General features: G+C 66.9%; 17 protein-coding genes and 1 pseudogene. 10 read left to right on the top strand and 8 right to left on the bottom strand.

The genetic code is table 11. The features are described from left to right. The first annotated feature begins 34 nt into the window (after positions 1 to 34). Genes F1609_RS24625 through F1609_RS24610 form a run of 4 tightly spaced genes read left to right on the top strand, consistent with a single transcriptional unit; the run spans position 35 to position 2,861 of the window. Positions 35 to 910, top strand: coding sequence for a DMT family transporter (locus F1609_RS24625; protein ID WP_167079301.1), 876 nt, complete (start codon positions 35 to 37; stop codon positions 908 to 910). Then, on the top strand, positions 910 to 2,226 hold the full coding sequence (locus F1609_RS24620; RefSeq protein ID WP_167079326.1) for an aminopeptidase P N-terminal domain-containing protein: 1,317 nt from the start codon (positions 910 to 912) through the stop codon (positions 2,224 to 2,226). Before F1609_RS24625 ends, F1609_RS24620 begins: the two co-directional genes overlap by 1 nt. 54 nt (positions 2,227 to 2,280) lie before the next feature. After that, the gene (locus F1609_RS24615) at positions 2,281 to 2,643 is read left to right on the top strand and encodes a glyoxalase superfamily protein (protein ID WP_167079300.1); all 363 of its coding nucleotides are present in this window, start codon (positions 2,281 to 2,283) and stop codon (positions 2,641 to 2,643) included. Beyond that, positions 2,640 to 2,861 (top strand): hypothetical protein, encoded by a 222-nt coding sequence (locus F1609_RS24610; RefSeq protein WP_167079299.1) that lies wholly within the window; start codon positions 2,640 to 2,642, stop codon positions 2,859 to 2,861. Before F1609_RS24615 ends, F1609_RS24610 begins: the two co-directional genes overlap by 4 nt. Positions 2,862 to 2,891: 30 nt before the next feature. On the opposite strand, the gene F1609_RS24605 is transcribed toward F1609_RS24610, so the two are convergent. Next, positions 2,892 to 3,662 (bottom strand): LytR/AlgR family response regulator transcription factor, encoded by a 771-nt coding sequence (locus F1609_RS24605; RefSeq protein WP_167079298.1) that lies wholly within the window; start codon positions 3,660 to 3,662, stop codon positions 2,892 to 2,894. Then, a complete protein-coding gene (locus tag F1609_RS24600) occupies positions 3,659 to 4,717 on the bottom strand; it encodes a sensor histidine kinase (RefSeq protein WP_167079297.1) in 1,059 nt (352 codons plus the stop codon). Before F1609_RS24600 ends, F1609_RS24605 begins: the two co-directional genes overlap by 4 nt. A 139-nt stretch (positions 4,718 to 4,856) precedes the next feature. On the opposite strand from F1609_RS24600, the gene F1609_RS24595 reads away from it, so the two are divergent. Next, entirely contained in the window at positions 4,857 to 5,720 is an 864-nt protein-coding gene (locus F1609_RS24595) for a DUF2306 domain-containing protein (RefSeq protein WP_167079296.1), read from the top strand. Positions 5,721 to 5,727: 7 nt separating this feature from the next. On the opposite strand, the gene F1609_RS24590 is transcribed toward F1609_RS24595, so the two are convergent. From F1609_RS24590 to F1609_RS24580, 3 genes are all read right to left on the bottom strand, one after another. Continuing rightward, positions 5,728 to 6,261, bottom strand: a complete 534-nt coding sequence (locus tag F1609_RS24590; RefSeq protein ID WP_167079295.1) for a cysteine hydrolase family protein — start codon at positions 6,259 to 6,261, stop codon at positions 5,728 to 5,730. A 322-nt stretch (positions 6,262 to 6,583) separates the two neighbouring features. Continuing rightward, entirely contained in the window at positions 6,584 to 9,850 is a 3,267-nt protein-coding gene (locus tag F1609_RS24585; RefSeq protein WP_167079294.1) for a DEAD/DEAH box helicase, read from the bottom strand. A 224-nt stretch (positions 9,851 to 10,074) separates the two neighbouring features. Further along, positions 10,075 to 11,427, bottom strand: a complete 1,353-nt coding sequence (locus F1609_RS24580) for an FAD-dependent oxidoreductase (protein WP_167079293.1) — start codon at positions 11,425 to 11,427, stop codon at positions 10,075 to 10,077. Between the two features lie 780 nt (positions 11,428 to 12,207). Between F1609_RS24580 and F1609_RS24575 the strand changes: the two genes are divergently transcribed. The 4 genes and pseudogenes from F1609_RS24575 (at position 12,208) to F1609_RS24560 (ending at position 16,054) form a co-directional block, all read left to right on the top strand. Beyond that, complete coding sequence (locus F1609_RS24575; protein ID WP_167079292.1) at positions 12,208 to 13,434, top strand: pyridoxal-phosphate-dependent aminotransferase family protein; 1,227 nt, start codon at positions 12,208 to 12,210, stop codon at positions 13,432 to 13,434. Positions 13,435 to 13,549: 115 nt separating this feature from the next. Beyond that, complete coding sequence (locus tag F1609_RS34780; RefSeq protein ID WP_167079291.1) at positions 13,550 to 14,167, top strand: DUF4254 domain-containing protein; 618 nt, start codon at positions 13,550 to 13,552, stop codon at positions 14,165 to 14,167. After that, complete coding sequence (locus F1609_RS34775; protein WP_167079290.1) at positions 14,164 to 14,970, top strand: glycosyltransferase; 807 nt, start codon at positions 14,164 to 14,166, stop codon at positions 14,968 to 14,970. Before F1609_RS34780 ends, F1609_RS34775 begins: the two co-directional genes overlap by 4 nt. 203 nt (positions 14,971 to 15,173) lie before the next feature. Next, positions 15,174 to 16,054 (top strand): annotated as a pseudogene (locus tag F1609_RS24560) (glycosyltransferase family 9 protein). 87 nt (positions 16,055 to 16,141) lie between these two features. Here the strand turns inward: F1609_RS24560 and F1609_RS24555 are convergent. Continuing rightward, positions 16,142 to 17,158, bottom strand: a complete 1,017-nt coding sequence (locus F1609_RS24555; protein ID WP_229422038.1) for a glycosyltransferase family 9 protein — start codon at positions 17,156 to 17,158, stop codon at positions 16,142 to 16,144. A 199-nt stretch (positions 17,159 to 17,357) separates the two neighbouring features. On the opposite strand from F1609_RS24555, the gene nudC reads away from it, so the two are divergent. Continuing rightward, positions 17,358 to 18,170: an NAD(+) diphosphatase gene (gene nudC, locus F1609_RS24550; RefSeq protein WP_167079289.1), complete on the top strand. Its 813-nt coding sequence runs from the start codon at positions 17,358 to 17,360 to the stop codon at positions 18,168 to 18,170. A gap of 18 nt (positions 18,171 to 18,188) precedes the next feature. Here the strand turns inward: nudC and F1609_RS24545 are convergent, their stop codons facing one another. Next, on the bottom strand, positions 18,189 to 19,007 hold the full coding sequence (locus tag F1609_RS24545; protein WP_167079288.1) for a hypothetical protein: 819 nt from the start codon (positions 19,005 to 19,007) through the stop codon (positions 18,189 to 18,191). A 114-nt stretch (positions 19,008 to 19,121) separates the two neighbouring features. Beyond that, positions 19,122 to 20,990 carry an AsmA family protein gene (locus F1609_RS24540; RefSeq protein ID WP_167079287.1) on the bottom strand — a complete coding sequence of 623 codons (1,869 nt, stop codon included), beginning with the start codon at positions 20,988 to 20,990 and terminating at the stop codon, positions 19,122 to 19,124. Positions 20,991 to 21,034: the final 44 nt, after the last annotated feature.

Here is a 21,034-nt window from a genome sequence, read left to right as displayed (position 1 = left end):
ATGATAGCCCGAAACCACTCACAGGAGAGCAAGCATGTCCAATCCCGCCGTCTCGTTCGCCGCCGCCATGATCATGATTGGCACGCTCGGTATTTTCTTTCATGAAGCCGGCCTGGCGCCGGTCATGACCGTGTTTTTCCGCTGCGCCTTCGGGGCCGCCATCCTGCTGGCGTACTGCGCGTACAAAGGCTTGCTCACGAAACAGAACGTGTCGCTCAAGAACCTCGGACTCGCGCTCGGCAGCGGCGTCCTGATGTGCCTGAACTGGGTGATGTTCTTCGAAGCCATCGCCCGCATCGGCATTTCCATGACCACCATCGTGTACCACGTGCAGCCGTTCCTGGTGCTGATCTTCGGTGCGCTCCTGCTCAAGGAACGGGTGAGCGCGCATAGCGTCGGCTGGGTCGGCGTGGGATTCGCCGGCCTGGTGCTGGCATGCGGGCTGAAAAGCGGCATGACGCTCGATTCCGCGTATCTGACCGGCATTGCCTTCACGCTCGGCGCGGCCATCGCCTATGCCGGTGTCACGCTCACCACGCGCGCCATCCGCGCCATGCCGCCCCAGCTCACCGCGTTGACCCACTGCCTCACCGGCACCGTGCTGACGGCCGGGTTTTTCAGCATGCCGGCTGGCGGCATTGGCGCGGCCCAGTGGGGGTGGCTGGCCGGCCTGGGCCTGGTCCCGACCGCGCTCGCCTACGTGATGGTGTACGGCGCCACGCCGCGCATGCAGACGGCCGCCATCGCCGTGCTCACCTTTTTGTATCCGGCCTCGGCACTGGTGGTCGACTACCTGGTCTACCGCCACGCGATCGGCGCGCTGCAACTGGCCGGCTTTGCGCTGATCGCCTGCGCCACGCTCGGCGTCAACCTGGAATGGCAGTTTTTCCCTGCCATGAAGAGGGCATGATGCTTCCCTACCGCACCCGGCGCGCGCGGCTGATCGCGCAGATGCACCAGCACGGCGGCGGCGTCGCCGTCATTCCCACCGCGCCCGAAGTCATGCGCAACAACGATGTCGAGTATCCGTTCCGGCACGACAGCTATGTGCATTACCTGTCCGGCATCGCCGAACCGGAAGCGCTGATCGTGCTGGTGGCCGGAGCGCAGCCGCGCGCCATCCTGTTTTGCCGCGATAACGACCCGGAGCACGCCATCTGGCATGGCGCGCGCCGCAGTCCGCACGAAGAGGGCGTGCATTTCGGCTTCGATGAGGCGTTTCCCGTGGCCGCGCTCGACGAGCACATGCCGGCCCTGCTGGCCGGGGCGCCGGCCCTGTTCGCCGCCCTGGGCCGCAACGCCGCCTTCGACGAGCGCCTGCACGGATGGCTGCGCGGCGTGCGCAAGGCGGGCCGCTCGGGCGTGCGCGCACCGGCGCGTATCGACGACGTCCACATGCTGCTCGACGAGATGCGCCTGTTCAAGGATGACGGCGAACTGGCCATCATGCGGCGCGCCGCAGCTGTCTCCGCCGAGGCCCATCTGCGCGCCATGCGCATGGCCCGCGCGGGCCAGGCCGAGTACCAGGTCGAGGCCGAACTGCTGTACGAATTCCATCGCCAGGGGGCGGCGGCGCCGGCCTACCCGTCGATCGTGGCGGCCGGCGCGAACGCCTGCGTGCTGCACCACAATCCCGGCCGCGCGCTGTTGCGGGAGGGCGAGCTGCTGCTGATCGATGCCGGCTGCGAGCTCGACAGCTACGCGGCCGACATCACCCGCACCTTCCCCGTCAGCGGCCGCTTTTCGCCGGTGCAAAGGCGCCTCTACCAGATCGTGCTCGATGCGCAACTGGCCGCCATCGACGCGGTCCGCCCCGGCGCCCACGTGATGGCGCCGCACGAGGCGGCGGTGCGCATCCTGGCCCAGGGCATGCTCGATACGGGCTTGCTGCGGGCCGGCCAGGCCGGCGCGCTGGACGACGTCATCGACAGCGGCGCCTGGCGCCAGTTTTTCATGTGCAAAACCAGCCACTGGCTCGGCATGGACGTGCATGACGTCGGCAGCTACCGCGAGCCCGGCAGCGATGCCTGGCGCATCCTGCACCCCGGCATGACGCTCACCGTCGAACCGGGCCTGTACATCCGGCCGGCGGCGGGCGTGCCGGAGCAGTACTGGCATATCGGGATCCGCATCGAGGACGACGTGGCGGTGATGCCTGGGGGCAGGGAAGTGATGAGCGCCGGCGTGCCCAAGGAGGTGGACCAGCTTGAAGCACTGCTGCGTTGACAAGGCGCGCCGCATGCCGCAGTCTGGGGGAATCACATTCATCAGGAGCGACGCATGCAGCTGTCCCCGGCCATTCCCATCCTGCGCATTTTCTCGGAGCAAAAAGCGCGCGAGCACTACCTGGACTTCCTCGGCTTCACCTGCGAATGGGAGCACCGCTTCGAGGAAGGCATGCCCTTGTATATGGAGGTCAAACGCGGCGATCTGGTGATCCACCTGAGCGAGCACCATGGGGACGCCACGCCGGGTTCGACCATTTTCGTGCATGTCGACGATATCGACACCCTGCACCAGGAGCTGATCGCGAAGAATTACGCGTACGCGCGTCCTGGCGTGGATGACTTGCCGTGGGGCAGGGTGATGCAGGTCGGCGATCCTTTCGGCAACCGCATCCGCTTTTGCCAGCCGCCGGCATGACGGCCATGGGAAAAATCGTGCTGGAAGGGTGGAACCCGGGGTTGAATAAGGTTGCGCTGAACCATTTCCTACGAGGGCGATTCGGCCAGTCGCTCGGCGCGGCAAAACGCGTGGTCGACGACCTGTTGGAAAATCAACTGATCGAATTGGCGGTGCCGGATGCGGAAATGAATGACATCAAGCTGGCCTTGGAGGCCATCGGCGTGCGGGTTGCATAATTCAAGAGCCCTCAGCGCCATTGGACTGCGCTACATCTGCCGGAAATGATGCAAATAACTGCGGCTGACCGGTAGCACCTCGGTGCGCCCGCGCAGGTGCACATCGGCGGTCTCGTTCACCCCGCGCACGACTTCGCTCACGCAATGCAGATTGACGATCACCGAACGGTGGATCTGCACGAAGCAGTCCGGATCGAGTTCGTCGCCCAGTTCGCGGATGCTCTTGCGGATCAGCGCCTCGCCATCCATCCACACCACCGAGGTGTACTTGCCCTCGGCGCGCATGAAAGCCACCTGCTCGACCGGAATCAGGCGCACGCGGCTGCCGACCGACGCCCGGATCCATTGCAGCCAGGTGCGCGGCCCGGTGCGCTGGCGCAGTTCGCCGGCGATCCGCTCGAGCAGCGCGTCGAAGGCCGCGCCGGCGGCGGGCGCCTGGCCCAGCCGCGCCTGCAAGCGCTGCACCGTATCGGCGAGGCGCGCCGCGTCGACCGGCTTGACCAGGTAATCGATGGCGCCCTGCTCGAAGGCCTGCACCGCGTACTGCTCGTAGGCGGTCACGAACACGATCTGCGCGCGCCGCGCCAGCGAGCGCGCCGCCTCGATCCCGTTCAGCCCCGGCATGTGCACATCCAAAAACACGATCGCCGGCCGATGCTGGTCGAACAGCTCGACCGCCTCGGCGCCGTTGCGCGCGTCGGCCACGATCTCCAGTTCCGGCCACAGCCGCGCCAGTTGCGCGCGCAGGTGCTCGCGCAGCAGCGGTTCGTCGTCGGCGATCAGGGCGGTGGGGTGGCTCATGCGGCGCTCCGTGGCATAAAAGTGAGTTCGACGTGGACGCCATGCGGCGTTTCTTCATGCAGATCGAGGCGCGCGCCGGGACCGTACAAGGCTTGCAGGCGCGTGCGCACATTGGCCAGCCCGGTGCCCGGCTGGGCCGATGCCGACATGCCCTGTCCGGTATCGCCCACCCACAAGGTAATGCGCCCGCTGGCGGCATCGGCCATGCCGCCGACCTCGATGCGCCCGCCCTCCAGGCTCGGATCGATACCGTGCCGCACCGCGTTTTCCACCAGGGTCAGCAGGGCCATCGCCGGAAACGGCAGGCCGTGCAGTTCCGATGCTACCTGCACGCTGAACTGCAAGCGGTCGGGCATGCGCATATGCATCAGCTCCAGGTAGGCGCGTACCAGTTGCAGTTCGGTGTCGAGGGTGGCGTCGGCGTCGTTCAGGCGCGGCATCGCGGCCTTGAGGTAGGCGATCAGGTGGCGCAGCACCGGGCCGGCATTGTCGGACTTCGCTTCCACCAGCGCGGCGATGTTGGCCAGCGTATTGAACAGGAAGTGCGGCTCGATCTGCGCCTGCAGCAGGCGCAGGCGCGCGGCCGTCAGTTCGCGCTCGAGCGTGTCGCGCTCGCGCTCTTCCTGCTGGCGCGCGGCGCGTTCCTTCGCCTTGCGTTCGAGGCGCAGCGCCACCAGCGTCGCCAGCGTGCCGGTCACTACCGACAGGATGGCCAGCATGATGTAGCCGTACACCAGCGCGCGCTTGGCCGGAACCCGCTCGGTCAGCAAAAAGATCGCCAGCGTGGCCAGCGGCGCCACCAGCGCCACCGCCAGCGGCCGCAGCAGGGCCGGCGGCAGCCAGCGCCGGCGCACGCTGGCGCTGGCCGTGTACGTGAGCAGCAAGAGCACGCCGATGAACGCGATGCGCAGCAACACCGACAGGAACGGGCCGGACGACAAGGCCGACAGCACCCACGACAGTTGCAGCGTGATGAGCAGCACCACCAGCCATTGGCGCGGGGTCGGCAGGGCCGGATGGCGCGCGGGCGCGCTGCGGAGCGGTGGAGTGGTCATCCCGCCACGATAACCGTTCGGCGAGCGTCGTTCAAGCCCGGAAAACCGCCGTCCGTCGCGCCGTTGGCCGCGCACGCCCGCCAGCGCGGCCGCTTGCCTTTACTGTGCGTGAAGACCATCACACCAAAAGGAGCCTCCCATGATCTTGCACACTGCGCCGCGGCGGCCGCTGCGGTCGCAAACGGCAGCGGCCGGCACAGGCGCGTCCGCGCGGCCCGACACCGGCGCGCGCGCCCTGGCGTGGTCGGCGCGTCTGTGGTTCGCGGTGGCCGTGGCCGGGCAACTGCTGTTTGCCTGGTATGTCGCCGCTGTCTACGGCGGGGCGCTGGCGCAAGGCGACCTGGCGCAATGGAACAAGGTGATGCCGCGCGGGTATGTCGCTGGCGACACGGCCGGCAATGCCGCCATCGGCCTGCATCTGCTGCTGGCGGTGGTGATCACCGTCGGCGGCGCGCTCCAGCTGCTGGCGCCGCTGCGGCGGCTGGCGCCCGCGTTTCACCGCTGGAACGGGCGCGTGTATGTGCTGCTGGCGGTCGCGTCCAGCCTGATCGGCCTGTACATGGTGTGGTGTCGCGGCGCGGTGGGCGGCCTGGCGCAGCACGTCGGCATCAGCGGCAATGCGGTGCTGATCGTGCTGTGCGCGGTGTACGCCGTGCATCATGCGCGCGCCGGACGCATCGCGCAGCACCGGCGCTGGGCGCTGCGCCTGTTCCTGGCGGTCAGCGGCGTGTGGTTCTTCCGGATCGGACTGATGGCATGGATCGTCGCCAACCGCGGGCCGGCCGGATTCGATCCGGTGACCTTCCAGGGGCCGTTCCTGAGTTTCCTGTCGTTTGCCCAGTACCTGCTGCCGCTGGCGCTGCTGGAATTGTTTGCGCGGGCGCAAGCGAGCGGCCGGCCGGCGGCGCGCATCGCCATGAGCGTCGCCATGCTGGCGCTGAGCGCGGCGACGGCGGCCGGCGTGGCTGCGGCGGCGACGATCCTGTGGCTGCCGCATCTGTGAGCGCGGTCTAGTGCGGGAAGGCCTGCGCCGTCGTGCTGACCGTCAGGGTGCTGCCGGCGCTCACGGGCAGTCCGGACCATACCCAGTTGTGGTGCGCGATGATGGCTGGCGCGGCGAGGTGCGGGCGGTCGGCGGTGGTGTGCGCGTCCGACAGGGCCACCACGTGCAGGCCGCGCGAGGCTGCTGCGCGCACGGCGGTATCGACGCAGAACTCGCTGGCGAAGCCGCTGATATACAAAGTGGAGGTGGCGTTCGCTGCCAGCTGGTGCGCCAGGTCGGTCGCGGCGAAAGAATCGGCGGCCAGCTTGTGCACGATGCTGTCGGTGGCCGCCTGTTCCAGTGCCGGGATGACTTGCCACGCGGCCGAGCCGATCGGCACATCCGCATTCGCATGCTGCACGAAGATCACCGTGCCGCCCTGCGCACGGATATACCTGGCGGCGTGATTGATGCGCTGGACCACGCCATCGGTGTCGGTACAGGGGCTGGCAGGGTCGGCCAGCCAGGCGTTTTGCATGTCGATGATCAGGAGCGTTTTCATGGAACCCTTGGAACAGTGATGAAAGAGGCATCAGTGTCATCCAGAGTCTGTGTCAGATAAACGGGCAGCGGGTTCGCAGATTCCAAACCTCCGGTTGCGAATCCCCCCACCAGCAACTCAGCGCCTTCCTACAACCGGGGTCAGAGCTTTAATTAGAAACAAAAGTCCAATGGGAATCAAAACGCGTCTGCGCGACCGGGTGCGCGCCCAAAGCGCTGTCGCAGCAAAGAAAACTTGCAAAACCGGGGTCTGTCCCCGGTTTTGCAACAAAAAAGTTTCTAATTAAAGCTCTGGCCCCGGTTGGAGGGGCTTTCCTGCCGCGTTAGGAGATGTCAGGGAGGGCGTCGGCGAGTTTGCTGCCGAACGGGGTACGCGACCATTGCTGGCGGTTGCCGATCACGTACAGGCGCCGCTGGGCGCGGGTGGCGGCGACGTTGATGAGGTTGGGCCGCCCCGCCGCCCATTGCCGTGCACCGTCGCTCTTGCCGCCGAGGACGAACAGCACCGTCTCGCATTCCTTGCCCTGGAAGGTGTGCACCGTGCCGACGTGCCCTTGCAGCCATGCGCCGATTGCGTCGTCGCCGGCGTCGCCCGCCCATTCGTCCACCCGCGCCTTGAGCAACGCGGTTAGCCCTTGCGCTACCGATTTGAACGGGGTGATCAGGAACAGCTCGGGCAAACCGTGCGCTTTGCCAACCCAGCCTTCGCGGGCGTAGCGCACCACCATGTCGGCCGCGAGCGCGCCTTCGCGTCCGTTGTAGTGCCCGTCGAATTCGCCCGCGCCAATGTCGTGCCAGCCCGAGGGGCCGAGCAGCGGCCGGCTGGCAGTGGCCTGTTCTTCCTCGGCGCGCGGCGGGCCATAGACCATCTTGCCATTGTAGGCAATGTCGTTCGACAGCGAAAACATGGGGTCGGCGCAGCGCCGGTGCACGCGCAGCGGCGCGCCCACCCACAGGTCGCTGCCGTCGTACTGCACCACGCTGGCGCCGAAGCGGTTGCCGCGGTCGGCCAGGTGCTGCGCCGAGTACGCGGTCAAGCGGTGTTCTTGCGGGGCGTCGTGGTACGCGAGGATGCCGGCGTCGAGCTTCGGGTCCATCGTGATCACCGGTTCGACCTGCATCGGGTCGCCCACGATCAGCGCGCGCTTCGAGCGCCAGATGGCGCCCAGCGCATGCGATGGCACCGCCTGCCCGGCTTCGTCGACCAGCAGCAGGCCGATCTCGCCTTCGCCCAGGTCGGCGAAGCAGCGCGCCACCGAGGCGAAGGTGCTCGACACCACCGGCACCGCCAGGAAGAAGCTGGCCCACAGGTGGCGCGCCATGGCCGGCAGATGCGGCTGGATGTGGCTTTCCTGCGCCAGCATCGACAGGGCCAGGCGGAAGTTGGTCTCGAAGGGTTTACCGGCGTGCTTGAGGAAGGCCTTGTGCAGGTGCATCGCGGCGATGAAGACCTCGGCCCGCGCGGCATGGACCTCGGGGTTGCTGCGCGGGAGGGCCTTTTGCTGTTGTTCGACCGGCAGCGCGGCGAACGCGGCCGGGTCGAACGCAGCCTGGCCCAGGCTGGCCGCGAGCGCGTCCACCCGTTCGGCTACCGTGTGCAGTTCCTGCGCGCGGGCCGTGGCGTCCTGCCGGGCCGCCTGCCAGTGGGCGGCGCAGCTGCTGGCGCTGGTGCTCGCTTCGAGGCGCGCCACGGACAGGCGCGCGCGTTCGCTGCGCAGGTGGTCGTATTCGTCCGACAGCGCCTGCTGGCGCGCCACGAAGCCGGCGTAGCGCGCCTTGCGCAAGAAGCGCGCCAGCAACTGGCGCCAGAGCGGCCATTCGGCCGCGTGCAGCTCGCGCTCGCGCAGGTTGACGGCGAGGGCGGCGGCGTTGCCGGCCGAGTCGGTGTCGAGCGCGGCCAGCGCGGCGCTCGCCTGTGCGTTGCGCTGGCCGGCCACGTCGGCGGCGGCATCGGCGGCGGCGCACAGGGATTCGGCCGCCTTGCGTTCCGGCAGCGCGCTGTCGTACTCGAGGATGGCGGCCTGGATTGCTTCGACCCTGGCCACGGCGCTGTTGAAGTGCGCGCGCGCCGCGTCCCAGTTGAGCGCGGCGCCGGCACCGGCCAGTTGCTTGGCCAGTCCCAGCTCCTTGAAAAAGCCGAGGCGGTTGGCGACCAGGCTGCGGTTGGCTTTCTTGCCGAGCGGGACCGAGATCAGGCCCCAGCAGCGGATCTTGCCGTGCTCTTCATCTTCGCCTTCTGCGGCGGCCTCGCCGTCGGCCTCGTCCGCCTCGCCCGGCAATGTTTTCTTTTCCTGGTTGAGGATCGATTCGGCGCTGGTGCCAAAGTAGTCGAACGGCTCGCCGTTGAACAGCAGCGGCTGCGGCGCGACTTTCTTGATATTCGGCAGGTCGAGGGTGATGTTCTCGACCGCCTTGTTGTTGGCGCTGGCAACCACGATGCCGCTGTCGAGCAGGCGTTGGTCGAGGTGGTAGCAGTTGCCCTTGAGCGAGACGCCATTGCTGTTGGCCGGATACGTAATCTGCTGCGGGCTGCGCGAAAACGCCGCTTCCGGATGGGCGAATTCGGCCAGGATGTTGGCGCGCTCGACCACGCGGGCGGCGATCACGTCCATCAGCAGGGTGGTCTTGCCGGTGCCGGGCGGGCCGTTGACCGAAAAGATACCGCCCCCGGCCAGGGTTTCCAGGCCGATGTTGACGGCCACTTGCTGCATCAGGAACAGCGGAAAGGCGCTCGGCCAGCGTCCCTTTGGAAAGCGGCGCGGGTCGAGCGCGGCGTTGACCGACCCCGGGCGCGTGATGTCGCGCCGGGCGCCGTCGCGCCGGGCGCCGTCGCGCCGCGTGCCGCCGCGGTTCATGCCGTCGAGGTAAGCCTGGATCTGGGCCGAGCCGGGGCCGCTTTCGGCGTCCTGGCGCATGCGCTCGAGGTCGTCGAGGTAGAAGGAGTTGATCGGGTCCATCTCCGGCTCGCGCGGGAACTTCTTGCCGCGCCGGTCGATCAGCGCGACTTCATGCGCGCACAGCTGCGCACGCGCCAGCAGGCTGCGCGGTTGCCAGCCAAGCTCGGTGATGAGGTGGTCGGTGAGCTGGTCGAACCAGCTGGCGTCGGCGATGTCGTGGTTGCCCATGGCCAGTTCGAGCACTTTGCTTTGCAGGCCGGACAGGGTGCCGCGGTAGCCGATCGTGGTCTTGTTTTTCTTTTCCGCAAAGGCGACCGCGAACGCGCCCAGTTGCAGGGTGTCGACGTCGGGCCGGCCGTCCGAGCCGATTTCTATCGCGCAAAGAAAGGTATTGCCCCTGGACGGACGCTGGTGGTTGCCGCTGAAGCTGTCGGCGTTGGGGTCGAGCGGGAACAGCTCGGCCAGTTCGGCTTCCAGCACGCTTTTTTCGACCAGGCCGAACCAGACGAAATACTTGTGCTGGCCGTGCACGGCGTCGGCGGCCAGGGTGCCATGCGGCGCGGGCAGCCACGGCAGCGGCTCGTCGTAGCGCCTGAAAAATGCGGGACGCTTGCCTGGCTTGGGAAGATCCGGATACATGAGTGCTTCGACATCGAACCAATATCGCAGCGTGTTGACGTACTGTGCAGGCATAGGATTTTTCCGGGAGTGCGGCCGGGCGGTGAACGCGCGTGCCGGCCATCTTGCATGACCGTACTGGCGATCATTTGACAAGGCGGAATTGTAACTTCACTCGCCGCAAAAAAACCCTTGATTTCACAATGGCGTGCGCATCCCCACATTGCCCGGCCCGCCGCGCCGCGCATCGTTGGCCGCTGCGCGGCGCTTCCGGAAACCAGCTTGCTTAGCCCGCTTGCTTAGCCGGCGTAGTCGACCGGATCGTCGGCCAGCGGCGCGTGCTCGCCGCTGGGCTCGGCGCTGGCCTGGTCGACCATGTGCGCGTAGCCGTTGAAGTCGGCCGCCTCGAAGCCGAACGGCAGGCGCGTGGCCGCCTTGTCGTAGTTGACGTAGGGCCGCACGGCCTGGGCCAGCTCGTCGCGGCGCCAGCCCATGGCGATGGCATGGGCGATCAGGCGGCCCTGTTTTTTGGCGATCGGGGCCGGGCTGCCCCACAGCGCCGGGGCGCCGGTGAACCACAGGCCGGGGTAGCGCGCGTGCAGCACGTTGCCGACCAGCTGCTGCGGCTGCTCGCTGCCTTCGGCCAGGATCGCCTGGCTCTGGTAGCCGGTGCAGCAGACGATCACGTCGGCCTGGCAGGTACTGCCGTCGGCAAACCAGACGGTGCGCTGGTCGACCTGCGCGAGCGCCGGGCGCAAAGGCACCATGCCGCTGCGCAGCGGTCCCAGCATGCTATCGCTGACGGTGATGCGCTGGCGCCCGACGTCGATCTCGTGGCTGGTCGGATCGACCGCATGGCCGAGCGCGCCGTGTTCGCGGCAGGCATCCCACAGCCGCGCCTGGTAGCTGTGGCGGAAGGTTTCCTTCAGTGCGCGCATGGCGACGTCGATCGGGGTCCCGTGGAGCAGGCGCGGCACCAGCCAGGTGGGACTGCGGCCCGACAGCACCAGTTGCTGCGCCACCGGAAACAGTTTTGCGGCGCATGCCAGCGCGGTATGGCCCAGGCCGACGATGAGCACCTGCTGGCCGACGAAGCGGCTCAGGTCGCGCACATCGGACGAGTGGAGGATGCGTCCGGCAAAGCGCTCGGCGCCGGCAATCGCGGGCATCTGCGGTGTGTGGTACAGCCCGCCCGCATACACCACGTGTTCGAAGTGGCGCAGCAAGGGGGCGGCGGCCCGGTCGGCGCTGGCGATCAGCAGGTCGGCCCCGGCGTCATGCAGGGAGGGCGACACGCACAGTACCTTGGTCGAGGTGAAGATGCGCGAGGCCAGGCCCTGGCGCTTGATGGTGTCGAGGCATTGCTCGGTGTAAGCGGCCCAGCTGCCCGGACCCGGCTGCGACAGCGGCAATTGCCCGGCGGCGCCCTGGACCAGGTCCGGATACAGCGCCGACAGCGGGTCCTTGCCCCACAGTCCGCCCGGCTCGGCACGCGCTTCGAACAGCACCGGGTCGAGGCCGCGCTGCAGCATCTCGGCGGCGGCCGCCATGCCGCTGCTGCCGGCGCCGATGATGGCGATGCGCGGCCGGCTCAGCACGCCGCCGGCGACGCCCGCGGCCAGGTCGGCAAACGTGGGCAGGGCGGCGCTCATGGCCGCATTCCCGCGTGCTGCGCGGCCGGCAGCGCAGCGTCGCAATGTGGTAACGCCAATTGCCGGGACCGGCATACATCAACAAATCGAATTATGGACATCGTATTCATCACTCGCAGGACGGATCAATGAAAGCGGCACGCGGTTTGCGCATGCCGGGAACGCGTTATTAATGCCGGATCCGGCATTGTTGCGAAATATTGTTATTTCGTCGGGGCGATTAAAAACGATTTGCCACCGGAGTGTCAATCAATATTGCGAAGGTATTAGCTATGGCAATTTGTGTCGCATAAGAAAGTGCTGTAAGTGTTTGAATTTACACGGGTTTGGTGTTCGCTTCTATTTTGGCCTGTTGTTGTTGCGCCAATTGAGATGTTGAAAATTCGAGCCTGCTGCGGGTGCTGTCCGGGGTCGTTCTTGCAGAGCTCGCGACCACGCCTGATTAATTAATTGAACATTAATTGTTATGGTAAAAAGATCATAATTGTCATCCTTGCGTCATAATCATGTGCCTTTTGATTGTGCTGATATCGCTTAAATAAGCGGAGCCGGAATGCAAGCCACCGCGCGCTATGCCAAAAGACACATTTAATGGTTGTGTTTACGCATATTCGACAAACTATTGATCTAAATCATACCGGAGCAGAAAAAATTATCCGGTTTGCATAAAACGGACAGTGGATCGCCCGCCCCGGCTGCAAAAATCTTCGTCGGCAACTTGTTAACTGATTGCAAGCTATGATGAATGATCCGTTACACACACTTTGAGGAGTTCATTGCATGGTTGAGGCAATCCGCGTTCCCGACATCGTCCCGCTCGAACATATCCTGCCGGATGAACCCTTGCTGATGATGGGCGCGGGCCCGGTCCCGATTCCTCCCGCCGTGGCCGCCGCCAACTCGATCGTCATCAACCACCTTGGCGACACCATGAACCAGGTCATCGCGCAAGTGAAGGAGATGGGGCGCTACGTGTTCCAGACCCGTTCCTCGCACGTGATGGGCGTCGGCGGGCCGGGCTCGGCGGCGATGGAAATGGCGATCGCCAACCTGGTCCATCCGGGCGACAAGGTTTTGTGCATCTGCAACGGCTACTTCAGCAAACGCATGGCCGAGATGGTCAGCCGGGTGCGCGGCGAGCCGACCCTGCTGCACATCGACAACAACGAAAGCGCCAGCGTCGAGCAGGTGCAGCGCGCATTGGCCAAGGGCGGCTACGCCGCCATCACCCTGGTGCAGGGCGAGACCTCGAACACGGTCTGCAATCACAATCTGGGCAGCATTGCGCGCATGGCGCACGAGCACGGGGCCCTGGTGATCGTCGACGCCGTCTGCACGCTCAGCACCATGGCGCTCGACATGGATGCCTGGCAAGTCGACGCCGTCATTACCGGCGGGCAGAAAGGGCTGTCCTCGATTCCGGGCGTGTCGCTGCTGGCGTTCTCGGAACATGCCTGGGCCAAAAAAATCGCCACGCGCAGCCACCAGCCGTTCCACTGGTGCCTCGACGCCCAGCTGGCCGACCAGTTCTGGAACCAGAAGTCGTATCACTACACCGCGCCCGTGTCCGGCATCCTGGCGCTGCACGAAGCGCTGCGCCTGGTCTGCGCCGAAACCTTGCCGCGCCGCTTTGCGCGCCATCAGCAATGCTCGCAAGCGCTGCAGGCCGGCATTGAAGCGCTCGGGCTGGACTTGCTGGTGCCCAAGCAGCACCGGCTCAATTCGGTGATCGGCATCGTCACGCCCGCGCACGTCTCGTCCGATGTGGTACGGGCGCACATGTCGCGCGTGCACAAGGTGGAAATTTCCGGCGCCTTCGGCCTGAACATCCTGCGCATCGGCCAGATGGGCGAGCAGAGCCGCGCGCACAACCTGTTCCGCACCCTGCACGCCTTCGGTTCCAGCATGCAAGCCGGTGGCGCCAGCCTCGACCTGCCGGCCGGCATGGCCGAACTGGAGCGCTCGCTGTCGCGCCATGCGAGCGCGCAGCCGGCGTCATCCAGTTAGTCGAAGGAGACATTGACGACGCTTGAACCGGCGCCGGGAACTTCGCGCATGCCGCACCACTCCAAGCTGTACACGGTTGCGCTGGCATCCGGAGGTTTTCCCAAGGAGAGTTGCGATGCTCAAGGACTTCGACGCCGTTTCGTTGTTGCAGTGGCACGACGCCAGGCTGGGAGATGCCGGCCTGCCGGCCCCGGCCAGCAGCCCCTTGTGGCGCTGGGTCGAGTCCAATCACCGGCACAACTGCCTGCTGTGGGATGAAGAAGACCGCGCCCGCCGCACCGATGCCGGCAGCGCCGCCATTGCCGCCAGCAAGCGCCTGATCGACCAGCACAACCAGTTGCGCAACGATGCGGTCGAATTCATCGACGAAGCCTTGCTGGCGCAGCTCGACGGCATCGAGCCGCACGCCGATGCGCGCCTGAGCAGCGAGACGGCGGGCGCCATGATCGACCGCCTGTCCATCCTCGCGCTGAAAATTTTTCATATGCACGCGCAGACCCGCCGCAGCGAGGCCGGCGCCGGGCACGTGGCCACATGCACGGCCAGGTTGCATCGGCTGGTGGCGCAGCGGCATGACCTGGCTTGCTGCCTGGACCGCCTGCTGTTCGAAGCCGCCGCCGGGCACGCTTACTTCAAAATCTACCGCCAGTTCAAGATGTACAACGATCCCGCGCTCAATCCCTGGCTGTACGGCGCCACGCCTGCGCAGCCGCGTAGCGGGGCGGCGCCATGAACGACGGCGCCATCGACGTGCTGATACCGACCTGCAATCGCGCGGCGGCGCTGGCGGTGACGCTGACGGCGCTGGCGGCGCAGACGCAGCGCCACTTGCGCGTTGTGGTGTCCGACCAGTCCGATGGCGAGGGCGCCGCCGCCAGCGGTGAAGTGCGCGCCGTGCTGCGCTATATGGCGGTGCAAGGACTGCAGGTTGACATGCTGCGCCACCTGCCCCGGCGCGGCATGGCGGAGCAGCGCGCTTTCTTGCTGGCGCAGGCAAGGGCGCCTTGTTGCCTGTTCCTCGACGACGACGTCATCATCGAAAGCGACCTGATCGAACGCATGGCGCGCACCCTGCGCCAACAGCGCTGCGGCTTTGTCGGCAGCGCCCTGCACGGACTCAGTCACGCGCATGACGTCCGGCCGCACCAGCAAGCCATCGACTTCTGGGAGGGGCAGGTCGAGCCGGAAGTCGTGGCGCCGGGCGGCAGCGCGTGGGAGCGGCATCACCTGCACAGTGCCGCCAACCTGTTCCATGTGCAGCGCCGGCTGGACATCGGGCGCGATGCCACGCGCGCTTACCGGGTCGCGTGGATCGGCGGTTGCGTATTGTTTGATACGGCCAAACTGCGCGCGGCGGGCGGCTTCGATTTCTGGAGCGCGCTGCCGGCCGACCACTGCGGTGAAGATGTGCTGGCCCAACTGCGGGTCATGGCGCGCTGGGGCGGCTGCGGCATCATTCCATCGGGCGCCTATCACATGGAATTGCCGACCACGGTGCTCTCGCGCCGGGTCGACGCCCCCAGGGTGCTGCCGTGACCAGCGCGGAACGGGCGCCGCTGGCCGACGTACGCACCATCGCCGTGCTGCGTCCGAACGCGCTGGGTGACTTTGTGTTTTGCCTGCCGGCCCTGCATGCGCTCAAGCAGTGCTATCCGGCGGCGCATTTGTTGTACATCGGGCTTGCGTGGCATGCGGCGTTTCTCGAAGGGCGGACCGGGCCGGTTGATTCGGTGGCGGTCATGCCGCCCTATCCGGGCATCGGCGTGCAGGAACAGACCGATCCGCGCGCCGTCGACGCTTTCGTGGATACGCTGCGCGCAGCGAGGATCGATCTCGCCGTGCAGTTGTTCGGTGGCGGACGTCACGCCAATCCTTTTGTGCGCCGTCTTGGCGCGCGCCTGACGGTCGGCATGTGCGCGCGCGACGCCGCGCCGCTGGACCGCAACGTCCGCCACGAGGGACTGGTCAACCGGCGCCTGCAATTGCTGGAAGTGGCGGCCCTGGCCGGTGCGGCGGCATGGCCGATGCGGCGCGAGTTGCACGTGACCGCCGATGATCTGGCGCAGGCGGCGCGCTTGCTGCCGCCTGTGGGCGAGCGGCCGCTGGTCCTGCTGCAGCCGGGCGCAAGCGATGCGCGGCGGCGCTGGCCGGTGCGGCGTTTCGCGGCGCTGGGCGATCTGCTGGCCGGAGAAGGAGCGCAGGTGGCGGTCAACGGCAGCGCGGACGAGGCACCGCTGGTGCGCGAACTCATCGCGGCGATGCATCATCCGGCGATCGACCTGAGCGGCAAGGCCTCGCTCGTGCGCTGTGCGGCATCCTGGCGCGCAGTGCGCTGGTGGTATCGAACGATACCGGCCCGCTGCACCTGGCGCTGGCGATCGGTACCCCTGCCGTCGGCATTTACTGGCTGACCAACCTGATCGAATCGGGTCCGCTCAGGCAGGAGGGGCATCGTGCGGCGGTGTCGCTGCGGGTGCATTGTCCGGTCTGCGGGGAAGCAAACATCAAGACGCGTTGTGCGCATGACGCCAGCTTTGTCGACGACGTGTCGCAGGAGGAGGTGAACGCGCTGGCGCTCGGGCTGCTGCGTGAAAGGCGCGGCCTTGACCTTGCTGCCTGAAGCTTGCTGCCTGAACTTTGCTGCCTGAACTTTGCTGCCTGAACGAGATGTCGGCATTGCACCACGCGCCTTGCGCCTCCCAGCCGCTTACCGCAACCTCAGCAATGCCCTTGCCTGATCGATCACGGTCTGCGCCTGCTCGCCGAACGGGTCCCACAGGCAGCGGTGCAATTGCTGGTCGAGCGGCGCCCAGCGGCGGATATCGGCCTTGCTGAAAATAACTACGCTGCGCAGTCCGAGCCCGGCGGCAATGTGGGACACCCCCGTATCGTTGCAAATCAGCAGGCGCGCCCGGCTCATCAAGGCCGCCATGGCGCCGATCGACAGCGGCCCGGCGGCATCGACCGGCGCACGCCGCATCAGGCGCCCCACGGCGGCCGTCAGCGGCGCCTCGGCGGGCGAACCGGTCAGCACCGTGGTGAGCCTCCGGTCGATCGCAAGCTGGTCCGCCACTGCCGCAAACCGGGCTGGCGGCCAGCACTTGTCGGCCGAGCGCGCGCCGGGGTGGATGCACAGGTAGCTGCCCGGCGCCAGGCCGCAGGTGATGCCGCTCGCTTCCAGCTCCCGCTGGTCCGCCCCGGTGATCGGAAATTCGAGTTGCGCGCCGCACGCCGGGGCACCAAGCCCGGTGGCCAGCGCCAGCAGCCGCAGCGGCTCCGCGCCGGTGTCCGGAAAGGCAATCAGGTACTCATCCTTGCCGCCCGGACCCGCCCCGAAGCCCGCCATCGCGCGCGCGCCGAAGGCCCGCACAATGGCGTTGCTGTGCTGGCCGTTGCCATGCATCTGCAGGGCCAGGTCGAAGCGGCGCGCGCGCATGCCCGCGTAAAAATCATGCAGCTGGTCGAGCCTGACCGGCTGTTCGGGAAACGCCGCGTGTCCGGGAAACACAATGAACTCGTCGATATAGCGCCTGAACCGGCTGGCGAACTGCTCCGCCCAGGGTAAACCGACCAGGCTGATGCGCGCCCGAGGCAGGGCCGTGCGCAGGGCGCGCAGGGCTGGCACCGCGCACAGCATATCGCCAAGCTGGAGCGCGCGGAAAATGACCACGGTAGCGCTGTCGTGCTGCTGTAACCAGGAGGATGTCATGTCGATGTCATTCATACGGGCACCTGTGCCGCCCTTGCGCGCACCGCTGATGCTATGGATAGGACACGGCGCTGTCGCTTGCGTTCACTGCGGCTTGCAGCGCCTTGATGCAGATCGCATCCGGTGCGTGTGGCGTCCCACGGCTGCGCAATCTGTGCATGTAAAAATGCGGTATGCTGCCTGCAGTCCACAACATCCAAAAAAGGTTGGCCGCATGCTGCAAATGCCCTCATCTTTTACGCCGCTGATTACGGCGCAATCCCATCCTGATCCGCTCACGTTTGTGTTCCACGGCAGCCGTTTGCTGCTGCGCGAGGCCGACCTGGCGATTCCTTCCGCACAAGAGCTGGCCCGGCTGGAAATCGCCGGCACGCCGCATCCGGTGGGCCTGCTGGGAGAGCGTTATTGCCAGACCTTCTGGCGCGATCATGACGAGCTGGCCTTGCCGGGGTACGCCTGGCGCAGCATGCGCTCCCTGTTCGGTGCGTTTGACGAAGACCTGCTCAGTGTGGCGGGGCGTGCCAGCCAGATTGCCGAATGGGCGCGCACGCACCGTTTCTGCGGCGCCTGCGCGCAGCCGATGCAGCTCAAGGCGGGCGAGCGCTGCTATGTGTGCAGTGCCTGCGGGATGATGGCGTATCCGCGCATATCGCCGGCGATGATGGTGCTGATCCGCAAGGGCGACCATGTCTTGCTGGCGCTGCACACCGCGTCCGCCGCCAAGCGCTTCACGCCGCTGGCGGGTTTCCTTGAAGCAGGCGAATCGGTGGAAGAAGCGGTGCACCGCGAGGTGTTCGAAGAGGTCGGCTTGCGCGTCCACAACCTGCAATATTTTTCGAGTCAATCGTGGCCGTTTCCCCACTCCCTGATGATTGCCTTCACCGCCGATTATCTCGATGGCGAGATCCGGGTGGACCCCAACGAAATCATCGAAGCGCGCTGGTTCGGGCCGCATGACGAATGGCCCGAAAGGGTGCCGCATTTCTCCGTCTCCACCATCCTGGTCGACGCCCACCGCCCGGCTTGATGAGCGTCACGGCCGGCCTTATGGCTTGGGCCCGGTACCGCGTATCTGCACCGTGCGCTTCATCAGGTCGAACCAGAACGGAGCGCCGAACAGCGCCGTCGAGGCGGTCAGCGCCCAGCCGGCCACACTGAGCGCGAATTGCCGGTCCAGGGCCGGTGGAAATTGTTCCCAGCCAATCGGCAAGGTCCACAGCATCTGCAGCGCCTGCGGGTTGAGCGTGGCCGGGGCCGCGCCGATCTGGGCCGCCAGCGAGGGATGCGCCCACAAGGTGCGGAACAGGTGGATGCTGTCGATGTTGAACAGCGCCGCCAGCAGCAGCGAGAGCAGCACGCTGATCATCATCGAACGCCGTTTGTAGACGCCCGATACACGTTCCATCGCACTGTCGAACCAGCTTTCCACCGAGGCCTGAAAGCGCGCCATGTCGCCCCCGGCGCGCTGGTAGATGCTTTGCAGCGCACGCTTGATCTGCGGGTCGGGCAGGGCGTCGATGTCGCGCCCGAGCTGGTCGTAGTCGCCGGGAATCGACTGCACCGCGTCGATCAGGGCAATGGCGAAATGCTCGGGCTTGATATACGATGGCTTGGCGCCGATGTGTTCCTGCCCCGGCTGGGCCGGGTTGCCGTGCGGATTGACCAGCGCGTGCGCGTACAGGGTGCGCGCCAGGGCGGTGAAATCCGGATCGTTGAGCATGCTCTTGATGCCTTCGAGCAGGCCGCGTGCGCGCATTTTCAGCGCCGAAGCCAGCGCTTCCTGCACCGTGCTGACAATCAATGCCACTGTCGCGTAGCAAAAAGTCAGGCCAACCGCCACTTCAAGGACTGTGCTGCCGAACATAGATCCTCCCGATGAGTTTGCAAGGGGTTTGCTATGTCCGACGCTAGCGCAAAGCCGATCTCTGCGGCACAGCTTTGCTCAACAAAAGGGGAGGCTGTGGCGCGCCCGCCACGATCAACGGGGGAACAGCCCGCCGAGCGCATCCTTGACACGGTCTTTGAGTTTTTCCTTGCCGCCAGCCGGGATGCCGGCGCCCGTCTTTTTCGCCGCCTCGCTGCCCAGCGCGGCCACGTCGACCTGCCACGTCATCTGCGCCAGCGGGCCGCTGAGCGCGACCGGTACCGTCAGCCCGCCCAGGGTGCGGGCGGCGGGACCATCGTGGCCGCTGAGGCTCGGTAGCACAGTGCAACGCAAGCGGTAGTCGATGGTCTCGTTCGCGAGGTCGAGCTGGCCTTCGCCGCCAATCCGCAGCAGCGGCGTGCTGGCAGTCAAATCGGTGTTGTGGGCAAGCCCGCCTTCTATCCGGAAGTGCGCGCTCAGTTCGCTGAAGCCGGTCGATTCCGCCTCGCTGCCCACGCCGGCGGCGGCCTTGGCCTCGCGCACCAGCCGGCCCAGGTCGATGCCGCCGATGACGCCGTCGCGCAGGCGCAGCGCCGCCGTGCCCGCCAGTGCTTCGCGCAGGGCGGTGGTGCCGGCGCCGCGCGTGTTCAGGTCGAGCTGGACGTCGCCGCGTCCGCTCAATGGCGTCTTGCCGGTGGCATCGAGCAGCAGGGGGCCGAGCGAGATGCCGCGCAAGTCTTGCACCAGCGTCATGCGCGGTGCGCTGGCGTCGTCCGTGAAATCGATGCTCAGCGCGCCAGTGCCGTTGCCGCCGTACAGCGTGGCCGAGAGCGGCTTGATGGTGGTCTTGCCGGCGCCTGCCAGCAACACCGCATGCACGTTGGCGGCGCGCACGCCGCCCACGCTCAGCTCGCCCACCTGCAAGGTGCCGCTGGCGCGCAGCCGGGCCAGCGCCGACAGGTCGATCGGCTGGTCGGGCGCACCCGCCGGCGCAGCAGCCGGCGCGCCAGCCGACGCCGCCCCCACAGCCGCCCCCAAAGCCGCCGGCGCGCCGCGCGCACGGTAGCGCGCCAGGTCGAGCCGGTCGATATCGATGTCGAGTTGCAACAGCCCGCCGCGCAGCGCGCCTTTGCCGCTCACGCTGCTGTCGTCGATCTTGCCTGTGAGCGCGGCGAGAATCGCTTCCTTGCCGAAATCGATCTCGAGGCTGCCTTTGAGCTTGGCGCGCGATTCGATACCGGCCCGGCTCGACAAGTCGAGATTGGCGTCGAGCTCGGTCATCACCACCCGGCGCGTGTCGCGGTCGAGCGCAAAGCCGCTCTCGAAAATGAGCACGGTGTTGAGCGCCGGCTGGTCGACGCCAATATTGGCCGACAGCGCGACCCGGCTCGGCACTCCGTGCGCGATCGGCCCCGAATCGACGTTCAGACGCGCAATGTCGAAGACGCGGCCGGCCTTGCGGTCGTCGAAGCGCAGGTGGGCGTTGTCGACCCGGATGCTGTCGACCGCGAAGCGGACCTTGGCCGGGCCGGCGCCCGCATTGCCGGCGGCGCCCGCCTGCTGGCCGGGACGTTTCACGCGCGCGGCGGTGAGGTCGTCGATGTTCATGCTGCCGTCGACCCGGCGCACCAGGGTGGCGCGCATGCCGCGCAGTTCGATGCGGTCGACCACGACTTCCTGGCGCAGCAGCAGCGGCACCAGTGCGAACGACAGGCGCACGCTGTCGAGCGCGGCGAATTCGCCCTGGCCGCCCAGTTCCGACAGGCTGGCCTTGCCCAGGTTTACGCCCAGGCGCGGGTACAGCGCCAGCCTGATATCGCCGCCGATGGTCAGCGTGCGGCGGGTCTTTTCGTGCACCCGCTCCACGATGGCGCTCTTGTAGGCGTTCGGGTCGAAGCGGGCCGCCACGATGCCCAGGGCGCTGCCCAGCACCAGCACGGTGGCGCCCAGCGCGATGACGGCGAACCTGATGCGTGCTTGCATGACGAAACTCGGAGGCTGGAGAGGCGTCGAGTGTAGCACCGGGC

Origin of the sequence: Massilia aquatica, assembly GCF_011682045.1 — a bacterium.
Lineage (GTDB): Bacteria > Pseudomonadota > Gammaproteobacteria > Burkholderiales > Burkholderiaceae_D > Telluria_A > Telluria_A aquatica.
This window is presented reverse-complemented; position numbering and strand designations above follow the sequence as displayed.

Excerpts from the sequence above, each read along its gene's own strand:
- F1609_RS24625 (WP_167079301.1), top strand. The coding sequence starts at position 35 with ATGTCCAATCCCGCCGTCTCGTTCGCCGCCGCCATGATCATGATTGGC.
- F1609_RS24620 (WP_167079326.1), top strand. The coding sequence starts at position 910 with ATGCTTCCCTACCGCACCCGGCGCGCGCGGCTGATCGCGCAGATGCAC.
- F1609_RS24615 (WP_167079300.1), top strand. The coding sequence starts at position 2,281 with ATGCAGCTGTCCCCGGCCATTCCCATCCTGCGCATTTTCTCGGAGCAA.
- F1609_RS24610 (WP_167079299.1), top strand. The coding sequence starts at position 2,640 with ATGACGGCCATGGGAAAAATCGTGCTGGAAGGGTGGAACCCGGGGTTG.
- F1609_RS24605 (WP_167079298.1), bottom strand. The coding sequence starts at position 3,662 with ATGAGCCACCCCACCGCCCTGATCGCCGACGACGAACCGCTGCTGCGC.
- F1609_RS24600 (WP_167079297.1), bottom strand. The coding sequence starts at position 4,717 with ATGACCACTCCACCGCTCCGCAGCGCGCCCGCGCGCCATCCGGCCCTG.
- F1609_RS24595 (WP_167079296.1), top strand. The coding sequence starts at position 4,857 with ATGATCTTGCACACTGCGCCGCGGCGGCCGCTGCGGTCGCAAACGGCA.
- F1609_RS24590 (WP_167079295.1), bottom strand. The coding sequence starts at position 6,261 with ATGAAAACGCTCCTGATCATCGACATGCAAAACGCCTGGCTGGCCGAC.
- F1609_RS24585 (WP_167079294.1), bottom strand. The coding sequence starts at position 9,850 with ATGCCTGCACAGTACGTCAACACGCTGCGATATTGGTTCGATGTCGAA.
- F1609_RS24580 (WP_167079293.1), bottom strand. The coding sequence starts at position 11,427 with ATGAGCGCCGCCCTGCCCACGTTTGCCGACCTGGCCGCGGGCGTCGCC.
- F1609_RS24575 (WP_167079292.1), top strand. The coding sequence starts at position 12,208 with ATGGTTGAGGCAATCCGCGTTCCCGACATCGTCCCGCTCGAACATATC.
- F1609_RS34780 (WP_167079291.1), top strand. The coding sequence starts at position 13,550 with ATGCTCAAGGACTTCGACGCCGTTTCGTTGTTGCAGTGGCACGACGCC.
- F1609_RS34775 (WP_167079290.1), top strand. The coding sequence starts at position 14,164 with ATGAACGACGGCGCCATCGACGTGCTGATACCGACCTGCAATCGCGCG.
- F1609_RS24555 (WP_229422038.1), bottom strand. The coding sequence starts at position 17,158 with ATGAATGACATCGACATGACATCCTCCTGGTTACAGCAGCACGACAGC.
- nudC (WP_167079289.1), top strand. The coding sequence starts at position 17,358 with ATGCTGCAAATGCCCTCATCTTTTACGCCGCTGATTACGGCGCAATCC.
- F1609_RS24545 (WP_167079288.1), bottom strand. The coding sequence starts at position 19,007 with ATGTTCGGCAGCACAGTCCTTGAAGTGGCGGTTGGCCTGACTTTTTGC.
- F1609_RS24540 (WP_167079287.1), bottom strand. The coding sequence starts at position 20,990 with ATGCAAGCACGCATCAGGTTCGCCGTCATCGCGCTGGGCGCCACCGTG.